Annotated in this window: 8 protein-coding genes; 7 read left to right on the forward strand and 1 reads right to left on the reverse strand. The window is 56.7% G+C overall.

Annotated features, from left to right (window positions below; genetic code table 11):
• Positions 1–44 precede the first annotated feature (44 nt).
• The 3 genes from E3E37_RS08145 to E3E37_RS08155 all read left to right on the forward strand — a co-directional run bounded on the left by E3E37_RS08145 (position 45) and on the right by E3E37_RS08155 (position 3,388).
• Positions 45–2,324 carry an ArsR family transcriptional regulator gene (locus E3E37_RS08145; RefSeq protein WP_371731706.1) on the forward strand — a complete coding sequence of 760 codons (2,280 nt, stop codon included), beginning with the start codon at positions 45–47 and terminating at the stop codon, positions 2,322–2,324.
• 99 nt (positions 2,325–2,423) lie between these two features.
• Positions 2,424–3,143 carry an MBL fold metallo-hydrolase gene (locus E3E37_RS08150; RefSeq protein ID WP_167716504.1) on the forward strand — a complete coding sequence of 240 codons (720 nt, stop codon included), beginning with the start codon at positions 2,424–2,426 and terminating at the stop codon, positions 3,141–3,143.
• Positions 3,143–3,388: a DUF504 domain-containing protein gene (locus E3E37_RS08155; RefSeq protein WP_088864839.1), complete on the forward strand. Its 246-nt coding sequence runs from the start codon at positions 3,143–3,145 to the stop codon at positions 3,386–3,388. Before E3E37_RS08150 ends, E3E37_RS08155 begins: the two co-directional genes overlap by 1 nt.
• Here the strand turns inward: E3E37_RS08155 and E3E37_RS08160 are convergent, their stop codons facing one another.
• Positions 3,389–4,363 (reverse strand): DUF835 domain-containing protein, encoded by a 975-nt coding sequence (locus tag E3E37_RS08160; RefSeq protein WP_167716506.1) that lies wholly within the window; start codon positions 4,361–4,363, stop codon positions 3,389–3,391. It abuts the gene before it with no gap.
• A 73-nt stretch (positions 4,364–4,436) separates the two neighbouring features.
• On the opposite strand from E3E37_RS08160, the gene E3E37_RS08165 reads away from it, so the two are divergent.
• The 4 genes from E3E37_RS08165 to E3E37_RS08180 all read left to right on the forward strand — a co-directional run bounded on the left by E3E37_RS08165 (position 4,437) and on the right by E3E37_RS08180 (position 18,700).
• Entirely contained in the window at positions 4,437–5,195 is a 759-nt protein-coding gene (locus E3E37_RS08165) for a YchF/TatD family DNA exonuclease (RefSeq protein ID WP_167716508.1), read from the forward strand.
• A gap of 11 nt (positions 5,196–5,206) precedes the next feature.
• The gene (locus tag E3E37_RS08170) at positions 5,207–5,503 is read left to right on the forward strand and encodes a DUF3216 domain-containing protein (protein ID WP_088864842.1); all 297 of its coding nucleotides are present in this window, start codon (positions 5,207–5,209) and stop codon (positions 5,501–5,503) included.
• Between the two features lie 223 nt (positions 5,504–5,726).
• The gene (locus E3E37_RS08175; RefSeq protein ID WP_167716510.1) at positions 5,727–17,903 is read left to right on the forward strand and encodes a right-handed parallel beta-helix repeat-containing protein; all 12,177 of its coding nucleotides are present in this window, start codon (positions 5,727–5,729) and stop codon (positions 17,901–17,903) included.
• Entirely contained in the window at positions 17,900–18,700 is an 801-nt protein-coding gene (locus E3E37_RS08180) for a CGP-CTERM sorting domain-containing protein (protein ID WP_232460681.1), read from the forward strand. The genes E3E37_RS08175 and E3E37_RS08180 overlap by 4 nt, the downstream gene beginning before the upstream one ends.

Consider the following 18,700-nt stretch of genomic DNA (forward strand, 5'->3'; position numbering starts at 1 on the left):
GGGATTTATACTTCTTTTTTTACAAAACCCAGCGAGGGGTGCGTGTGGATACACTTGCCCTGCTCAAGGCCCTCTCCAACGAAACGAATCTCCAGATACTCTCCCTCCTGAGGTCGGGGTCATTCCATCCGAGGGAGCTGGCAAGGCTCCTCCAGAGGAGCGAGAGCGACGTGTCGAGAAGACTGAAAAAACTGGAGAAGCTGGGACTTGTGGAGGGAAGGTGGATCAGACTGGGGGGCAGAAACGTTAGAATCTACTCCCTCAGGGTGAACGAGGTAAAGGTCAACTTCCTGCCGGGAGAAGTTCGGGTGGGGATTGAGGAGGCCGAATCCTACAGGCTTCCCATAACATTTGAAGACGTGCCAAAAACGGGCTTTTTCGTGGGGAGACACGATGAGGTTGAGATTCTCAGAAGGGCAAGGGGTAGGGTGGTGGTTGTTCACGGAATTGCGGGAATCGGAAAGACCAGCCTCCTTGCAAGGGCTTTTCCTGAAGCGTTCTGGTACTCAATGAACGGCTCGGAGAGCTTCGAATACTTCGCCTGGCAGCTCAGCCTCTACCTAAACTCCCTGGGATATCGGGCCCTCATGGAGTATCTTCGAGGCGGTGGAAAAGAGGAAAAGGAGCTGTTTGAGCTGATTCTCGAAGGAATTGACGAGACAGAAAGTGTTGTCGTAATAGACGACCTCCACAAGTGCCGGGACGAGACACTCATGAGAATGCTCTCCTATCTGGCAGGAAGGCTGAAGAAGGGCACCATCGCGGTTGCATCGAGAGTCAAACCTCCCCTCGGCATCGAGGGGATAGTCTACATAAACCTGGGCGGCCTAAAGCCCGAGGAGGCCTACGAACTGGCAAAAAAGATTAAAAAAGGAATCCCCGTGGACGAATTTGCCGAGATCTACCGCATAACCAGAGGGCATCCTCTGGCGCTTATCCTTCTGCTCGAAAGTCCGGGGGAAAGCTCGGAAGAGGCCAGGGAGAACCTCTTCGAGTTTCTTTTCACGGAGATTTACCGCTCTCTGACCGAAGAGGAAAAGAGGATGCTCCTGATGCTTTCCATCTTCGAAGGACCCCTGGAATATGAGGCCATTAAAGCCCTTTACGGTGGAAGGAACACATTTTCCGTTCTCCACTCCCTGCTGAGAAAGGGGCTGGTGGAGAGGCGGGGCAGGCAGTACTTCATCCACGACATGCTGAAGGGATTTCTCCGGGAGAAGGAAACTCCCGAAAGCAGAACCTACTATCTGGAGTATGCGGAGTATCTCCTCCGAAAAAACACGCCCAGAGACTTCCTGAAGGCCTTCGAATACATCCTCAGGGCCGGGACCACCGGGAGGATAAGGGAACTGGTGGAGCTTCGAATCCGGAGGTTCAAACACCTGCCGGGGGACTTTCCGAAGACATACAGGAGGATACTATCCCAGGCAGGGGATAACCCCTACGCCCGAGGAGAGCTGGGCATAATCTACTTCAACACGGGATTCTTCCAGAAGGCCAGGGATACCCTCCTGGAGGTGGAGGACAAAATCGAGGGCCTCTTCAAGGCCGAGGTCGTGAGCACCTTGGCAGACGTCTTCCTCATGCTTGAGAACCTGGAGATGGCGGGAAGGTACCTGCAGAAGACGAGAGAGCTGGCCGAAAACCTTCAGGAACCAGAGGTGTGGCTCTGGTATTACATGGAGAAAACGAAGTACGAGTACTACCGCCGAAACCTTGAAGAAGCTTTGAAGAGTGCGTTTAAGGAGCTAGAGGTGTCACGGGAGCACTGGAGAAGCCCGGAAGACGAGGGGCTGGTGCTCCTTCACATAGGGGACATATACCTCGACCTGGAGCAACCTGAGGAGGGAATAAAATACTACGAGGAGGGCCTGAGGGTAGCAAAAGCCTACGGGCTGACCTTTATCGAACACGTTACGTACATGGAGCTATCTAAGACTCACTACATACTTGGAAACTACTGGAAGGCCGTTTCCTATGGAAACCGGGCCGTGGAGTACTTCCTGAGAATCAAGAACTACCGCAGGGCGGTGGATGCTCTGGCCTACAGATGCGTATCATGGATAGGGCTCGGTGAGGCAGATATGGCAGAGGAAGATGCCAGAGAGCTCATTAGAATTGCCCACAGCACTGGCTATCCCCTTGCTTGGGCGGGCTACATCTTCATGGGAGCGGCAAAGTTTTTGAAGGGAGAGGACGGGTCCGGTTACGTGGAGGAGGGGAGAAAACACCTCCAGGATTATCCCTGGCTTTTTGAGGCCGTCATTCAAGAACTCGGAAGGGTTTTTGAGTTCCCTAAGGAGCTAAACTTAAGTAGAGAATGATGCGAAATTGTTCTGGGGCGATGAAGAGTTTAACCCCTCCTGACGGGTCGCCCGTATGAGGAGGCGGTCCCCCCTCGAGCCCCTTCTGGAGGTGAAAGCGTGAGGATAAGCTCAATCGAGGAGTTCCCCCGCGAGATAGTGCCGGTTGAGATTCCTCCCCACATCGTTATGCTCCGGGGAATCGGCTGGGACTCCAACGTTTACCTCGTGAGGGATGGGGATGAGGCCCTCATCATAGACACTGGCACCGGCGTTAACTGGCACGTCTACGCTGAAATCTGGGAGAGAGAAGGCTATCTAAGGGAGGTGAAGAGGGCGATAATCTTTAACACCCACGAGCACTTCGACCACGTGGGCGGAAACTCTACCCTGGCGGACTGGCTGAAGGGGAAGGGCATTGAGGTTCTCTTCGCCGCCCACGAGGTTACTGCAAAAACGCTGGAGAAGGGAGACGACTACGTGATTCTGGCCTATTCCTACGGTAGAAAGTTTGAGCCGCAGAGGGTTGACCTTCACATGGGGGATGGAGAAAGGCTCAAAGTGGGTTCCCTGGAGCTTGAGCTGGTTCACACCCCAGGTCACACCGCGGGAAGTGCGTGCCTTTATCTGGACGACGGGGAGACGAGGGTTATGTTCACCGGCGACACGGTCTTCAAGGGAACCGTGGGCAGGGTGGATCTACCGACCGGAAACGGCTGGAAACTTCAGGAGAGCCTCGAAAAGCTCCTCGAATACGAGGTTGACTTTGGACTTCCCGGACACGGGTGGGTCATCAAGGACTGGCGGGGGAATATCAACTCGATACTGGGGTGGCTCTGATGCGAAAGGGGACTGTGAAGGAGGTTCTGGCCAAGATAAAGTACGACCCGAGGGAGGACGAAGGGGACTACTACATCGTAATCGAACATCGCGGGGCCTACGGGGATATAAAGAAGATTCCCGTGGGAATGATAGAACTGGGGCACGGTTACTTCTTCGTCGGCGATGCCCAGATACCCTACCACCGTATTCTGAAGGTGGTCAGAAAGGATGGAAGGGTAGTGTGGGAAACCAGAAAGCTCTGATCAGGAGACCTCCTTGAGTTCCGAGGTAAGTAGGGCCCATTCGCGGGGGCTGAAGGCCTCTTTGACTGCCGTGGCCAGGATGTAGCCATCGTACAAGAGTGCACAGTCCTTCAGGTAAAGCACAACGTCCATCATGCTCTTGAACCCGAGCTCAAGCGCGAGATAGCTGAGATTCTGGAGGAAAACTGCGCCCTTACCTCTGCCCTCTGAGGTCTTGCCCAAGAATCTGCAGAACATCTTCTTGAGCATAGGTATCTTATCGGGGCGTATGGAACCGTCAACTTCGGTCCTGGTTATCCACACCACGCTAACCTTGCTGCCGTCCAGCATTTCAAGGAACTTCTCGGGCTTCTCTCTTATGACCGCCGACAGCTCAACACCGCTCTCCAGGAGGTCTATTAGGAAGTACTTCGCCTTCAGCTCGTCAGTGAAGAGGTATCCCCCAGGCTCAAGTTTCTCGGGGGTTATCTCCTTCTCCTCAAGGGAGAGCATGAGTTCGTACATCTTTCTTATCGAGTTATAATGGTCCTCCTCCATCGCGGCCAGATTGAGTGCGAATGCCTTCGTATCCTCGTCCCTTGCAACCTTGGCCAGAAGCTCGTAGGTTTTCTTGGCAAACAGCTCGCTTTCCATGCAGTACTTGAGGGCAGATAGGTAGTCCTCAACGCTCTCAAACTCCGGGTAAAAAGGGGCAACCTCCACAGGGGGAGCCTCAACCTTCACGGGTTCCTCATCAGGATAGAGCTTTTTGAAGAGCCTGTACAGCCAGTCACGGTGTCCCTTACTGTCTTCACTCATTTTGATGAACAGAGCTTTGATACTGGCCCTCTTGGCCTTTTCAGCCAGTTTGGCGTAGTATTTTGCCTCCTCTTCCTCATTGAAGATGGCATAGCTCAAAAGCTCCTTTGGAGACTTATCCCTAAGCGCCTCCACTATCCCGTCCATGCTGATGGCAGAACCCTCCTTGTTTTCCATGTGCTTTAACCTCCGATAAATAGTCATCCAAACAACGGAAAAGCTTTTCTATAATCCCATGAAGCGAAAAAACATGCTTGACGCACACGCTCATTTCGAGTTCTACAAAAAGGACGCGCCACAGGTGATAGAAGAGTGTCGGAAGGAGCTCAGGGCAGTCGTGGATTCCATCACAGAGTACCGCAAAGCCCACGTCTGGAAGAGCTGGGAGCTGTTAAAGCCCCACTTCGGCTTCGTCTTTCCAACGCTCGGCTACCACCCAAACGAGGCCAGAAGGGGCAACTGGGAGAAGGTGGAAAAGGTCGAGAACTTCATCCTCGAACACAAGGATGAGATAGTGGCGGTGGGAGAGATAGGCCTCGACTACCACTATGCTGAAAACGAAAGGCAGAGAGAGAACCAGAGGGCAATCTTCAGGCACTTTCTCGAACTGGCGGTTGAACTTGAATTGCCCGTGGTGATACACGCGAGGGAGGCGGAAAGAGAGGCCTTCGAGCTCGTTCAGAAAGTTGGGGCCAGGGCGTACTTCCACTCCTTCGCAGGGAGCATTGAACTGGCAAGGGAGATAGCCGAGAACGGACACCCCATCGGTATAAACACTGGAATAGTTTTCATCCCAGAGGTGAAGGCCGTTGCGAAGGCCATCGAGGTCGATCACCTCCTCGTCGAGACTGACAGCCCCTACATGAGCCCCGTAAGGGGGCGGAGGAACATCCCATGCAACGTCCGCGTTGCCATCGAGGAGGTGGCAAAGCTTAAGGGCATGGAGTTTGAGGAAGTCGAAAGGATAACCGAAGGAAACACCGTGAGGTTCTTCAGTTTGAAGCTGTAGGGGGTGCCGGTGTGAACGTCCCTGAGATTGAAGAATTGAAGGAACTGTGTGGAGAACTCGGGGAGACGGGCCTTGTCGGAAGGATAGATTCGTTCGTGGCTCTCAACGAGGGGCTCGAAAGCAAGAAGGGGAAGGAGTTCATAGAGGTCTCGCTCCTGGGCTTCGCCGAGGGCATCCTTGTGAGCCTGATGAGAAAGTATCCAGATGACGAAAGGGTGAGAAGCCTCCTTGAAAAGGTCAGGCAGAGAAGAGAGGAGCTCGATGTCCTCTTCAGGAAACCGAGAGCTCCTATCTTGGATGAAACGTAACTGCGTCAAAATACACATTATTGGCCATTGCTGGGGAAAAGACGCCTATTGTAGCTTTTTTAACATTTTGGAGATTCACCAAAAGCTTATTATACTTTGGGAGCGTAGTTAGGCCTATGATACGATAATGTAAGGAGAGCCTCGGACTGCAGGCTCAAATAAGATTTTAGGATTTTCACCCCCGCTCGCAGCCCCCGGCTCTTCTTCGCGGGAGGGAAAAGACATGAGAAAACTCACGGTCTTTTTGATATATCTCCTCTTAGCGTCTTACCTAAACGTGGGCTTCGTCGGCGTTTCCCACGTTGTCCAGGCCCAGGGGACGTACGTTTTTCAGGACGACTTCAACGACAACAGCCTCGATCCGGCGAGATGGAGCACGGAGGTGGTGGGCGATGGGAACAGCGTCACCGAGACAAGCGGCGAGATTCAGGTCGTAACCTACGGCCACGGGGGCTGGGACTCGGGACACGCTCTCCTGAAAAGCAGGGAAATCGACGTGGATAACTGGAGCTCGGTAACCTTCGAGGCGGACTGGAAGTTCACCGACCCCAACACCGCCGAGATGCTCGTCCACGTCGTGGACCTTGACACAGGGAAATACGTGGGAGTGCATTACATAAGCTGGAACGGGCCGAAGGTATCCTACCGGTACGACGGCACCTCCCAGGATGAACCGCGTGAGATTCCAACGAACTACGTTCCGTTCAAAATCGTAATTTACAGGGACCGCTTCGAGTTCTGGGAAAGCGGGATTCTTGTGAAAACAATCTCCACAACCAGCATGAGCGGGACGACGAGGTTCCAGTTCGTGCTTGGCGGCTGGGAGAGTTCTCCCCTTTACTCCCACATGTACTTTGACAACGCCGCGGTTGAGTACGAGCCGGCCCTTCCGGAGGACGAGCCCCTTGAGGTGACCATCGTTTCCCCGGAGGAAAGGGAGTACGACACGTCCGTGATAGACCTGAACGTCACCGCCAACAAGCCGGTTGATGAGTGGCGCTACTCGCTCAACGGGGGAGAGAACGTGACGTTCACCCCGAACACCACCATAACGGCGCCGAACGGGGAGAACCGCCTCGTGGTATACGCCCTGGCCGGCGACGAGAGAGGAATGGCTCAGGTGAACTTCTACGTGAACGCGGAGGAGGAAGACACGACCCCGCCGGGAACGGTTAGGAATCTTACCCACGAGGTTGGGGCCGACTACATCCACTGGACGTGGGACAACCCGGAGGATGAGGACTTTGAGACTGCCCTCGTTTACATCGACGGGGAGTTTCAGGGCGAGACCGACGAGGGTGAGTGGTGGCTCGACGAGCTGTCACCGGGGGAGACCCATACGATTGGAATCCTCACGAGGGATTATTCCGGGAACGTGAACACCACCTGGGTGAACGACACGGCAACGACGCTCACACCGGCCGAAACCGTCTACGTAAACGAGAGCGGCTGGTGGTACGAGGGAGGCGAGCTAAACCCCAGCGAGACCCCGCTCCAGGACGGCATAGACGGGGCCGTCAAGGGTGGGACGGTGATAGTCCTCGCCGGGACGTACCCGGAGAGCGTCGAGGTGGACAAGCCCCTGACGGTGGAAACGGGCGAAAATGCCCGCATAACCGGCGACGGCTCCGAATGGGAGAACGGGAAAAAGCCGGTCTTCTACGTGAGCTCGGACAACGTCACGCTGAGGGGGTTTGAGATAGACTCGTCGGTTTCCAACATCGGGGTCTGGCTCGATGACGTGGGGAACTGCACGGTCGAGAACAACAATATCATCATAAGGGAGGCCGGAGAGAGCGAGCGCTACGGAATCTACCTCAGCTACGGTGGAAATCACGTGGTCAGGAACAACGAGGTGAGCGTCTCGGGCTTCCAGGGGGTCGGAATCTACGTCTACGAGACGGACGGCGAAAGCGACGTTTACGGGAACACCGTTGTAACCGAGGGCGACAGCGCCGATGGGATAGAGGTGTTCTACTCCTCGGCATGGGTTTACGACAACACGATCTCGATAAGCGGCGTGGGAGAAACCCCCGGCTACGCGCTCTACCTGTATCTGGCGGAAGATTCCTCGATAGACAACAACGGGCTGACGACCAACCTGTCGGAGGAGAACGCGTGGGCGATACTCGTTATCGGGGAGTTCAAAGGCTCGCTGAGCGGAAACAGGATAAACGGAGTACAGACCGAGATAGTCTGCCCTGAAAACTGTCTCCTGAGGGGTGTTTCGCCGGAGAACAGACCCGCTCCCCCGGAGGGCTACGGGGACGTTGGAGAGTACCTGGAGATAGACGCCGATTCCTGGCTCCATCTGGGCCTTTACTACGACGATTCATCGCTGGGAGGCCTCAGAGAGGACACCCTGCAGATATGGCGCTTCAACGAGGGCTGGACGCTCGATGGGACGAGCGGAGGGAGCCTGGACACATCGAAGAACCTTGTCGAAGCGAACCTGACACAGTTCAGCATCTTTGCCCCGCTGGCCCAGGAGGAGAACGACGTTACGCCTCCGGTTCTGACCTTCGTTGAGCCGACTCCAGAGAATGGTGCCCTCATCGGGTACTCCCACGTGGTCATCAACGTCACCTCGAACGAGAACCTGAGCGGGGCCATAATCGAGTTCGATGGAGCAAACCACACCATGCTCGGCTCCGGAAGGAGCTGGTACTACGAGGCCGACGTTTTGGACGGGATTCACACTTTCAAAGCCTACGGAACTGACTTAGCTGGCAACAACGGAACGAGCGAGGGACGGAGCTTCGAGGTTGACACGAAGGCACCCGAATACTCGGATGTCGGGCAGGACAAAGCTGGAATCCCGCCCGGAGGGGAGCTTCACGTTCACGCCTTCTGGAGCGACCCGCATCTCAGCTACGCGAGGCTCGTCACGAACGCAACCGAGGGAGGGGCATGGGACTGGATAGACGATACCTTCTTCGAGGGGAGCGAGGGATGGAGCAACTTCACGATTTCAACCGAGGGGCTTGATCCGGGTCTCTACTGCTGGTTCATAGAAGCATCGGACTCCCTGGAGCACTGGAACTCGACCCCAACCGAGTGCTTCCGGCTTTATGAGCCGCCGGAGATAGTTTCCCACTCCCCCGAAAGCCCTGTCGAGAGCTACGTCGGCGATACCGTGACTTTCAGCATAACCGCGAGTCAGATTGTGAACGTCACCTGGTACCTCGACGGGAACCCCGTAAAGACGGAACAGAACGTCGAAACGTCCACCTACACCAACTCCGACGCTGGAGAGGGGGAGCACGGGGTAAGGGCGGCGGTAGAGAACGCCAACGGCTCGGCGAGCCAGTTCTGGGCGTGGTACGTCTATCCGAGGCCGGGCCTCACGGTGAGCTTCGTCGGGCCAACGCCGGAAAACGGGGCAAGGCTCAACGTGAGAACAGTGGTTATAAACGTCACCTCGTCGCTCGACCTTGAAAGCGCAACCCTCGAATGGAACGGCGTCAACGAGAGCATGAGCGGCTCCGGAAGGAGCTGGTGGGCAACCAAGGAAGACCTCGCCGATGGAACCTACACCTTCCGCGTTTACGGCTCGGCCGACGGAGTTAGCAACGCCACCGAGGAGAGAACGATAGAGATAGATGCAACGGCCCCGGGGTTCATCGAATACGGCCAGAGTTCGGACGAGGTTCTTGAAGGGGAGAGCATTGAGGTATTCGCGAGGTGGAGCGATGCCCATCTCGACGGGGCCGTTCTGGTGACGAACGCGACCTTCGTTGACGGAGCCTTCGTCTGGAGCGAGGTTCCCCTCGAAATCGCCGGCGGCTGGAGCAACTGGAGCATAAACACCGACGGGAACTTCGCGGGGAAGGTCTTCTGCTGGTACATCAGGGCGAACGACACCTTCGGGAACGAGAACGAGACACCGGAGCTGTGCTTCCGCGTCGGGGAAAGGCTGAGGATAATCTCATTCTCCCCAGAAAGCAGCGAGGTGGAGCTTCCCCACAACGGGACAGCGGTCTTCTCGGTGGAACTCAACCAGATTGCAAACGTCACGTGGTTCGTCAACGGGACGGAGGTTTTTGAAGAGGTAGGAAACGAATCCACGTACACGAACTCGACCCTGATTCCGGGCCTCTGGAACGTGAGCGTCATCGCCGGGAACGGGAACGGTCTCGCGAGGCACTGGTGGCTCATGCACGTGAATCCGCCGGAGAACGAGCCTCCCGAAATTCAGTTCGTCCCACCAACACCGGAAAACGGCTCCCTGCTCGGCTCAGGGTGGCTTTCCTTTGCGATAAACTCCAGCGAGAACCTCAGCTCGGCCGTTCTTGAGCTGGACGGCCTCAACCACACCATGAGCGGTTCCGGGAAGAGCTGGGAGTTCGGCCCGGTTCTGGTCGATGATGGGCCCCATACGTTCAGGGCCTACGGAACGGACGAGGGAGGGGCAACCGGGGCAAGTGAACCGAGAACCGTTGTCACGGACTCAACCGACCCGGAGGTGGTGGACGAGCTCGTTAACCTGACGGTCGTTAGTGGGACGGAAGACCAGGTTTGGGTGGTGGCCGAGAGGCTCTCAAAGGCAGGGGTCTGGATCACCGCAAGGGACCCCCATCCGGGCTGGTACACGGTGGACTTCAACCCAGACGCGAACACGCCCCAGGCCGGCTGGTACAGGCTCGGAGCGGGAGAGTGGGAGAGCGAGGTTCCGTTCTTTATACCCTTCAACACCAGCGAGGAGGGCTACGTCATCTACTTCATCTCCGTTGCGGATGCCCTCAACCACCTCGGCTACGACAGGTACTTCTTCCTCACGGTCAGGGACACGACCCCGCCGAAGAAGATAGCATACCTCCAGATATATCCCTTCGTCGGTGGCGCCGAGATAGCGTGGCAAAACCCGTCCGACGAGGACTTCAACCACACCGAGCTCTGGATAAACGAAACGCTGGTGGGGAACTTCACGGGGGAGCCGGGCTCGATAGGGGGCTATACGGCCTTCCTAACCACGGGAGAGACCTACAACATCTCCGTCGTTCCGGTTGACAGGTACGGCAACAGGGGCGAGGCAACGTGGAAGAGCGTGAAGATACCATATCCGAGCCTGAACGTCCGGTACGTGCCCCCAACCCCAGCGGACGGTGCCGAGCTTCCCTCCGACACGGATAGGATAACCGTCAAGGTCTCATCTGAGGACGAGATAAGTGCGTGCAGGATAGTCTGGGACGGAGCGAGCTACAGCGTGCCAGTAGAATATCACTGGGTCAGCCAAGTGGACGAGAGGGGCAACATCCACTCCAAGCTCGTCTACACGTGCGAAAAAACATTTAGCGGACACCTCAACGGAGGGCACAGCTTCTACGCCGTTGTCTCAGATGGCTACGGACATTTCAAGGCCCTTCAGACGAGGCACGTTGAGGTTCTCTGGCCCTGCTTTGAAGACTGCGCCCTGGAGCTGAGGTCTCCAGAGGGCAACGTGATGAGCCTGTTCATCCCGATCAACTTCACGATGACCGGCAACTCCCTCCCGGCGAACTACTCACTAACGATCGAGAACCTGCGTTACACGGAGGAGTTCTCACCGAACGTCAGCTACACGTGGGAGGGTGAAAGGCTGAGCCTTACCGGAAGCTTCGTCCTCGACATGCGGCCATTCATGAAAGATATGGAAAAACTCGGTGGAGAGCCGGTTATACTGAAGGTAACCGCGAAGGGGCCGTGCGGAAACGAGGTGAGTGCGGAAACGGGCTTTACGGTCTGTAAGGGCAACGAGAGGCCGGAGCTGAAGGTGGAGCTCCCCGACTCGGTGAGGCCCGGTGAAGCCGTCGTGCCGGTCATCGAAGCCAAGGACCCGAACGGAAACCTCGAGGGGATATACATCTCGATAAACGGAAACAGCTACATGGAATACTCCCCCGGCATGGATGTCTCGGAGTATCTCCAGCCCTACGCCAACAACATCGTAAAGGTAAAGGCGGTTGACCTCTGCGGGGAAGCCGTGATCCAGGTCTTCAAGGTCAAGGTCGAGGGACCGCCATTGACGGGTGACTGGGTCGTTGATAACGTCCAGACCTGCAACGGGAGGGACTACACCGTCAACGGAAGCCTCCTGATAACCGGAAGCGGCTCCCTTGAGCTGAGAAACTGCAGGGTTCATCTCCTCGGCAGTGAAGTGGAGGTCAACGGAACGCTGAGGGCTCTTCAGGGCTCGCTCATCTACGGCACCTCCCTGGGTCTCTACGGTGAAGGCGGAACCGTTGAGGTGAGCGAGTCTGGCATGAAGGGCTTTGACGGTGGTAACTTCACGGGCACCGCGAGCTTCCTGCACTCTTCGCTCACCGGGGAGCTTGTCTTCAACCTCTCGACCGTCGAGCTTGATGGGAGCGAGGTCGTGGGAGAAATAACCGCCAGCGGGAGCCTGAGCGTGAGGGGGAGCAGCTTCCACGACGGGAAGGGACTCACCTACCTCAGACCCCTCTGGAACTCATCAGGAAGCCTCATCATCGCCAACAGCACCTTCAGGAACAACGATTTTGGAATAAAGTTCGTCGGAGTTGCCTCGGACTGGTACTGGAAGATGGAAAACCTGCTCGTGGAGAACAACCGCGAATGCGGGCTTTACCTTGAGGCCCCCAGATACGGCTACGCCATAGAGGAACTGAAGAACGTGACCGTTAGGAACAACGGAAAGGGCGTCTGCGCGAAGAAGATCCGTTTGGGCTTCCGTGATTCCCTGATAGAGTCCAACGGAGAGAGGAACTTCGAGCTTGAGCTGGGAAGCAACTGGATTTATCTCTACGACACCAACGTCACGGGCAGCGACTACGCCTTCCACGCCATCAACGCCGGGGGGATAGAACTTCACGACGTTAACGTCACCGGCGACGTGTCCCCGTATCTAACTTACCTGATGGTTTACGTGGACAAAGGAAAGGAATCAACCTTCGAGGGCGGAAAGGGGGGCCGCTTCTTCGCGTTCGTTGATGGAAAGCTGAGGCTGAGAAGCTACACCATCGAGGGAGGAAAGATCCAGGTCAAGCCCGATGGGACGCTCCGCGTCGAAGACGTGGACGGCATACCCGCAACGAGCGACCTCGACAGGGACGCGAGTGTCCTCAGAAACATGACGGTTGAGGGACTGCGGAACGGCTCGGCCCAGTCCCACATGGTAATAATGAACTCCCGGCTTGAGGATTCGACCTTCGGAACCCTGTCGACCGACGTTCTGCTGAGGGGATGCAGAATAGACGGCGGGAGCGTTTCCTTCAGCACCCCGATGTTCTGGAGCGAAGAGGACACAGAAGTCGGAGGCACGGTCATAGGCGAGAACGCCGAGTGGTTCTACTCCACCAGCGAGCCCGGGGAGAACTGGATGTACGTGCCGGAAAGCACAGGGATGAGCTCTGGAACGGCTCCGTTCTCGGCCGATATGTACCGCTCTCACTTCACGTCGGGAACTGAGGTGGGAGAATTCACCGACCTGTACCTGAAGAAGGTGGTGAGCTTTGAGAAACTGCCGGTCCTGGCCTGGCTGGACTACTACGCGATAAGCGGCGTCGAGATATACGTGAACGGAAGGAAGGTGGTTGACGAGCTCGACCATGAGGCCCAGCTCTCCTTCGTCCAGGGCTGGGGCGGAGGAAGCATAAGCGCCCATCCGCTCATGGGGCTCGTTGACATCGCCGGCTATCTGAGAACGGGGGATAACGTCATAGCCGTTCACGTCAGGAGCCCGAACCGTTATCCATACCTCCAGCTCGGGGCCTTCAGGGGAACCCTTTACACCGTGGGCGGAGCGGCCGGTCTGAGGGACAGCGTCGTTAATGCTCCAGTCCATGGAAGCTCCGCGAGGCTCATCCTGGCGGGGGACGAGATAAACGGCAACGTGACGTCGGAGTATTACTCCAGAGTCAGGATAATTGGCTCAACGGTTCACGGGAGCGTTGAGGCCTCCGGGTACCTGAAGATGGAGCGGAGCGAGATAACGGGAGATGGAACGTGTTACGGGGTGTGGTCGGACGGCAGGTTTGACATCATCATCAACGGGAGCACCGTGAGTGGTTTCGAGTACGGAGTTCACCTCCTCCCCCTGGGTTCAAAGGGGAGCGTTGAGATAGTCTCGAGCACGATAACCGGAAACGAGGTGGGGCTGTGGATACGCCAGGCCAGGGCGGATATACGGAGCAACTACGTCATGCACAACGGCAGGGGCATGGACCTCTCCGAGGTCAACGGAACGGTTTACAACAGTTTGCTCTTCGACAACGGGGAGGGAATCGTCCTCGGAACCTGGAAGGGGACGAACCTTCTCCTGGACCACGACACGGTAACCGGGGGGAGCGTTGGAATCTCCGTAACCGGCGGGAACGGCGGAAGGGTGAGCCTGACCAACAGCATCGTCCAGAACAACGGACTCGGGCTCCTCGTGGACGGGAACGCGATTCTCGCGCTGGAGAACAATTCGCTGGTGAACGGGAAGGGGATACACCTGACCAAGAAAGCGGGCTCGCTCTCCATCAACAACACCGACTGGGGAGGCCACGAGCCGAAATTCGTGAAAAACTACACGGGCGGGACGATGTACACGGCCAGCGGGGAAGAGGAGGAGAACTACGACATCCTGAGCGAAACCGGTAACATCTCACCGGGAAGCACCGTCGGCACGGGCCCCGGTTGGGGCTCCAGCCTGCTCGGCGTCTCGCTCAACCTGTACCCGATGGAGAACGACACCGTCAGGGGCGTTGTGAGCCTCGCCGGAAGGGCAACATCCCGGAGCCCCATTACCAAGGTGAACTACACCCTGATCTACAACGGCACCGAGGAGATACTCGGCGAGAGCACACCCAATTCAGGGGAGTACTACGACTACATAACGCTGGACACCCTCGGAAGGAACCTCACCGGTACCGGCTACCTGAAGTTCACGGCAAAGAACGCGGAGGGAACGAGCATCAGCGCCGTCAGGAAGGTGCGCTTCGGGAACGCCGACATAAGGATAGAGGGCTTTTCGATCAGCCATCCCACGGCAGTTTACGTCTACCGCCGCGACCCGGACTACTACGGAACCTCCATCCCCTACGACGAGCGCTTTGCAAACGTGAGCGTTCTCCTGAAGAACATCGGAGGGCTAACGGGCGTTGCGAAGATCGAGCTCGTCCTGCCGGAGTACATCGAGAGGCACACTGGAAGGGTGAACCTGCTGGTTGCCGTCCCCGGAAACACCACCGGGTATTTCAACGCCCTCATCCCGATAACGGTCTTCGACCCCATAACGCTCACCTGGGACCCCCTGCCCGACGAGCTGCCGGGCGACGGGAAGATACCGCTCAAGATAAGGCTCTACGACACCGATGGAATACTGAGGGACGAGAGGAACGCCACGATAGAGTTCGACCTCGGACCGGTCTTCAAGATAAACGAGTACGATGCCTACGTGTACACAAGGCAGTGGTGCCAGGGGAGCGGGGAATGCCACGTCAAGAACTACGGCCTGAACAGCTACACCTACGACGGGGATGGGGACGAGAACCTCGAAGCGGCCGAGAGCCACCACTTCGACATCACCTTCCAGAACATCGGGGACAGGCCGGCGTATCTGCGGTCGTTCAGCGTGAGGGACTACATTCCGGAACGCGATCCAAACCTGCACAACAAGCTTCTCAAGAGGAACTCCGTTACACTCCTCGGCGGGGGAGATGCCACCTTCATGGCCGATGTCTGGTCGAAGAACCTGACGAGGCTCGTGAAGCCTGGGGAGAAGAGGTGGGTCCACGGTGCGTGGATGCCCTGGTGGCTCGATGCTCCACCGAGGTTCATACCGCCCGTGAACTTCTCCGGCGAGTACCTCAGCTCCATGAACGTGATCTACAACGAGACCGTAAACGGCCAGCCCAGGCAGGGTTACTACGTGACGATACCTGTAAACTACGTGAAAACGCCAGTCGAGGCCCTCGACAAGAGCTTCATACCCTTCACCGAAAACGTCGGTCCGGTTCAGGTTGACGTCATAGGCGTGAACGGAAACAAGACATACCTCAAGCTCACGAACACCAACGACAACGTCTACTACAGCTATTACGCGGAGGGAGACTACGACATGAACCCCGAGGGCTACGTATGGTACCACGTTATTCCACCCGGCTTCGAGTTCAAGGCGATAGCAGACCACAGTAAAGAGCCGGGAACCGTTATACCCCACTACCGCGTCACGGTTGGAGTCGAGTACTCCCTCCTCTTCAACGAGATAGACCTGATAGCGATAGGCGTGGAGGGCGGCCTGGGCGTTTATGACATCGACGTTCCCGCGAGAACCATAGCGATGGCCATAGCCAAGAGCATGCTCAAAATAACCAACATCGTCGAGAACATAGACTTCCCGGACGAGGACAAGAACTTCACCTGGATGGCCCAGAACTCACCGGAGACCAACGACCTTATAGCGGCGGACGACGCAACGTACGCGGCCATACTCGACCTGAACACGATGGCGAGGCTGGAGCAGAACTACGGGATGGACAGGCAGTTCTACGAGGAGGTTGCCAACTTCGGGGACATCCCCCTGCCCAGGGAACTTGAGGTGGTGAAGAAGTACGGGAAGGCAATACTCGGTGACGAGGACCTGCAGATTCTGTTCCTTGAGACCGTGCTGGAGATAATAGACAACGACGATCTGAACGAGATTTACAAGGAGGCTCAGGACGCCGCGAACCCGAAGTCGCCGGAGGAGGAGATGGCGGAGGACTTCAGCGAGACCTCAAAGAAGATCGCCAAGGAAAAGGCGCAGGAGCTGGTGGTGAAGGAGATCAAGAAGAAGAAGTCGTTCCAGTCCCTCTCCCCGGAGAAGCAGAAAAAGGCCCTAAAGGACGCCAAGGGCTCGATAGCTGCAGCGGTTGATACATTCATCACGCTGGGCGAGTGGGCGTTCTACAACATCTACGCCACCCTAACACAGCCGCTCCCGGTGAGCATACAGGTTCTCGACCCGCCGGCGAACTACACCGTTGAGGCCCAGAGACTCGATACGGCGATACTCCTCGGGGGAGAGGGAGGAAGCCTCGACGGCTGGGGCAACGTGAGCCTCAACTTCGGCGAGACGGACATTTACAGGGCGGAGTACATAGTTCCCACACCGCTCACCAGGGTCGGATCGCTCTTCAACGGGACGCTGGAGGAAATGAGCGTCGAGATAACCGGGAGCAGGAAGGGCGAGATGCGGGGGAGCCTCAGGATGGAGATAAAACCCGATCCGAGAAACGCCTCCATGGTGTTCGCCCTCTTCAGGAACGGTGCCTTCACCGAGGCGTTTTTGGGCTCGTACTTTACCAGCATTGATTCCTTCGACGTCAGAATCAGGAACGATACGATAATCCTGAGTGCCGAGGGAAGGCTCGTTGCACTCCCGGAGGACGAGGAGATCCACGTGACCATGAGCGTTGGAAGGCTCTTCACCAACGCGACGATAGAGAGAAGGGGACACTACAGGGGCACCGTCGAGCTGAAGCCGGCCTTCGGAATCGAGCCTTCCAACGTGGAAACGTCCATCGGCGGGGACGTGGAAACATCCCGGGGAGATGCCAACGGAAGCGTTGTCATTGCGGTGCCGGAGAACGGGACGGTGGAGCCGCCGGAGATAAATGTTGCTCCCCAAAGGCTCTACATCGGCGGAACCGTGGGAATAGAGACGTCCAAGCCATGCCCCCTAGCCTGGAGGCTCGGAAGCCTGAGCGGAGAGGGAGCCTTCGTACCCACCGAGAAACTTGAACCCGGAAACCACACGCTCACCGTCATCTGCACCTACGGAAACCTGAGCGTGGAGAAGGCCTTCACGATCGAGCTCCTGAAGAGGCCCGAAGTCCGGAACGAGGCCGATGGCAACCTAGTCTCCGCTGACTCTGGTGACTGGGTGGCGGTCTCCACGAAGACCGACCTTTACAGGCTCTACTTCCTCCCAAGGGTGAAGGTGAGCGGAGTGGTGGCGGTTTACCAGAGGGCCGGGGAGGTCGAGGCTCAGGAAGGATACGACTATATCACCTACGCGGTCTTCAACGTTACCCACCCCGAGAACTGGAGCATAGCAAATGCAACGCTCCGCTTCAGGGTTTCGAAGGAGTGGATGGTAAGGCACAACGTGAGCAGGACCTCGCTGCTGCTCCTGCACTACGAGAACGGCTGGAAGGAGTACAAACCGACGTTCGAGTACGAGGATCTGAGATACGCGTACTACAAGGTCAGCGTGCCGTCGCTTTCACTCTTCGCAGTGGCGGAGAAGGTGAAGGTTGAGAACGAAACCTCTGGAGAGACGGAAACACCAACCCACACGGAAAGCCCGACCGAAACGACCCCTGCAAGAGCTCCGGAAGGGGGTAACACGACCTATTACGTTCTTGCGGCGCTGGTTATTCTGGCGCTTATAGCCTACGCATACAGGAGGCGGTGAAGGTGGGAAAAAGCCTGTTCCTTTTCCTATTTCTTTCGTGCCTTCTGGCCTTTTCGGGATTGACCGCGGGAACTCCTTCAGAGAAAGTGGCCTTCTACGATGACTTCAGTTCGGGAAGCATAGAGGGGAAATGGAGCCTGGATACAGCCGGAAAGGGCAACGGATTCAGCGAAGAGGACGGTGCGGCGGTTTTCGAAACCTACGGCCTCAGGCTCAGGGACTACCACAAGGAGCACGTCTTCCTCAGAAGCAAGGTGATAACGATTGATGACTGGGACTCCATAAAGTTCTTCGGTGTGTGGAAGTTCACAGACCCGGGAACTGCTGAGATGTGGTTCAGAATCTACGATGTCGATTCGGGAAAGTACCTGGGAATGCGCTACATAAGCTGGCCTTCAGACAAGATAGCCTACGATTTGCCCGGTGGGACTCTCAGCGAAGCCAGGCAGATTCCCAGGGAGTACAAATCATTCAAAGTCGTCCTCTACAAAGACCACGTCGAGTTTTGGGAATCGGGGGAGCTGATCAAAAACGCCTCAACGAGGGAGTTTGAAAACGCCACCCATTTCCAGCTTCTCATAGGTGGATGGGACGACAGCCCCGTGAAGTCCCATATCTACTTCAGACAGGCGGGGGTCTCCTACGAGTTCAGTCCCACGGAAACGGAAACCGAGACCAGTTCCCCAACCGAGAGTTCAAGTCCAGAAAAGACATCCTCCCCCACCAGCTCAGGAAAAACCTGCGGGCCCGGAATAATGGTCATCCTGGTGATCCTCGTCGCAATTAGAAGACGCTAA

Source organism: Thermococcus sp. ES12, assembly GCF_012027515.1.
Lineage (GTDB): Archaea > Methanobacteriota_B > Thermococci > Thermococcales > Thermococcaceae > Thermococcus > Thermococcus barossii.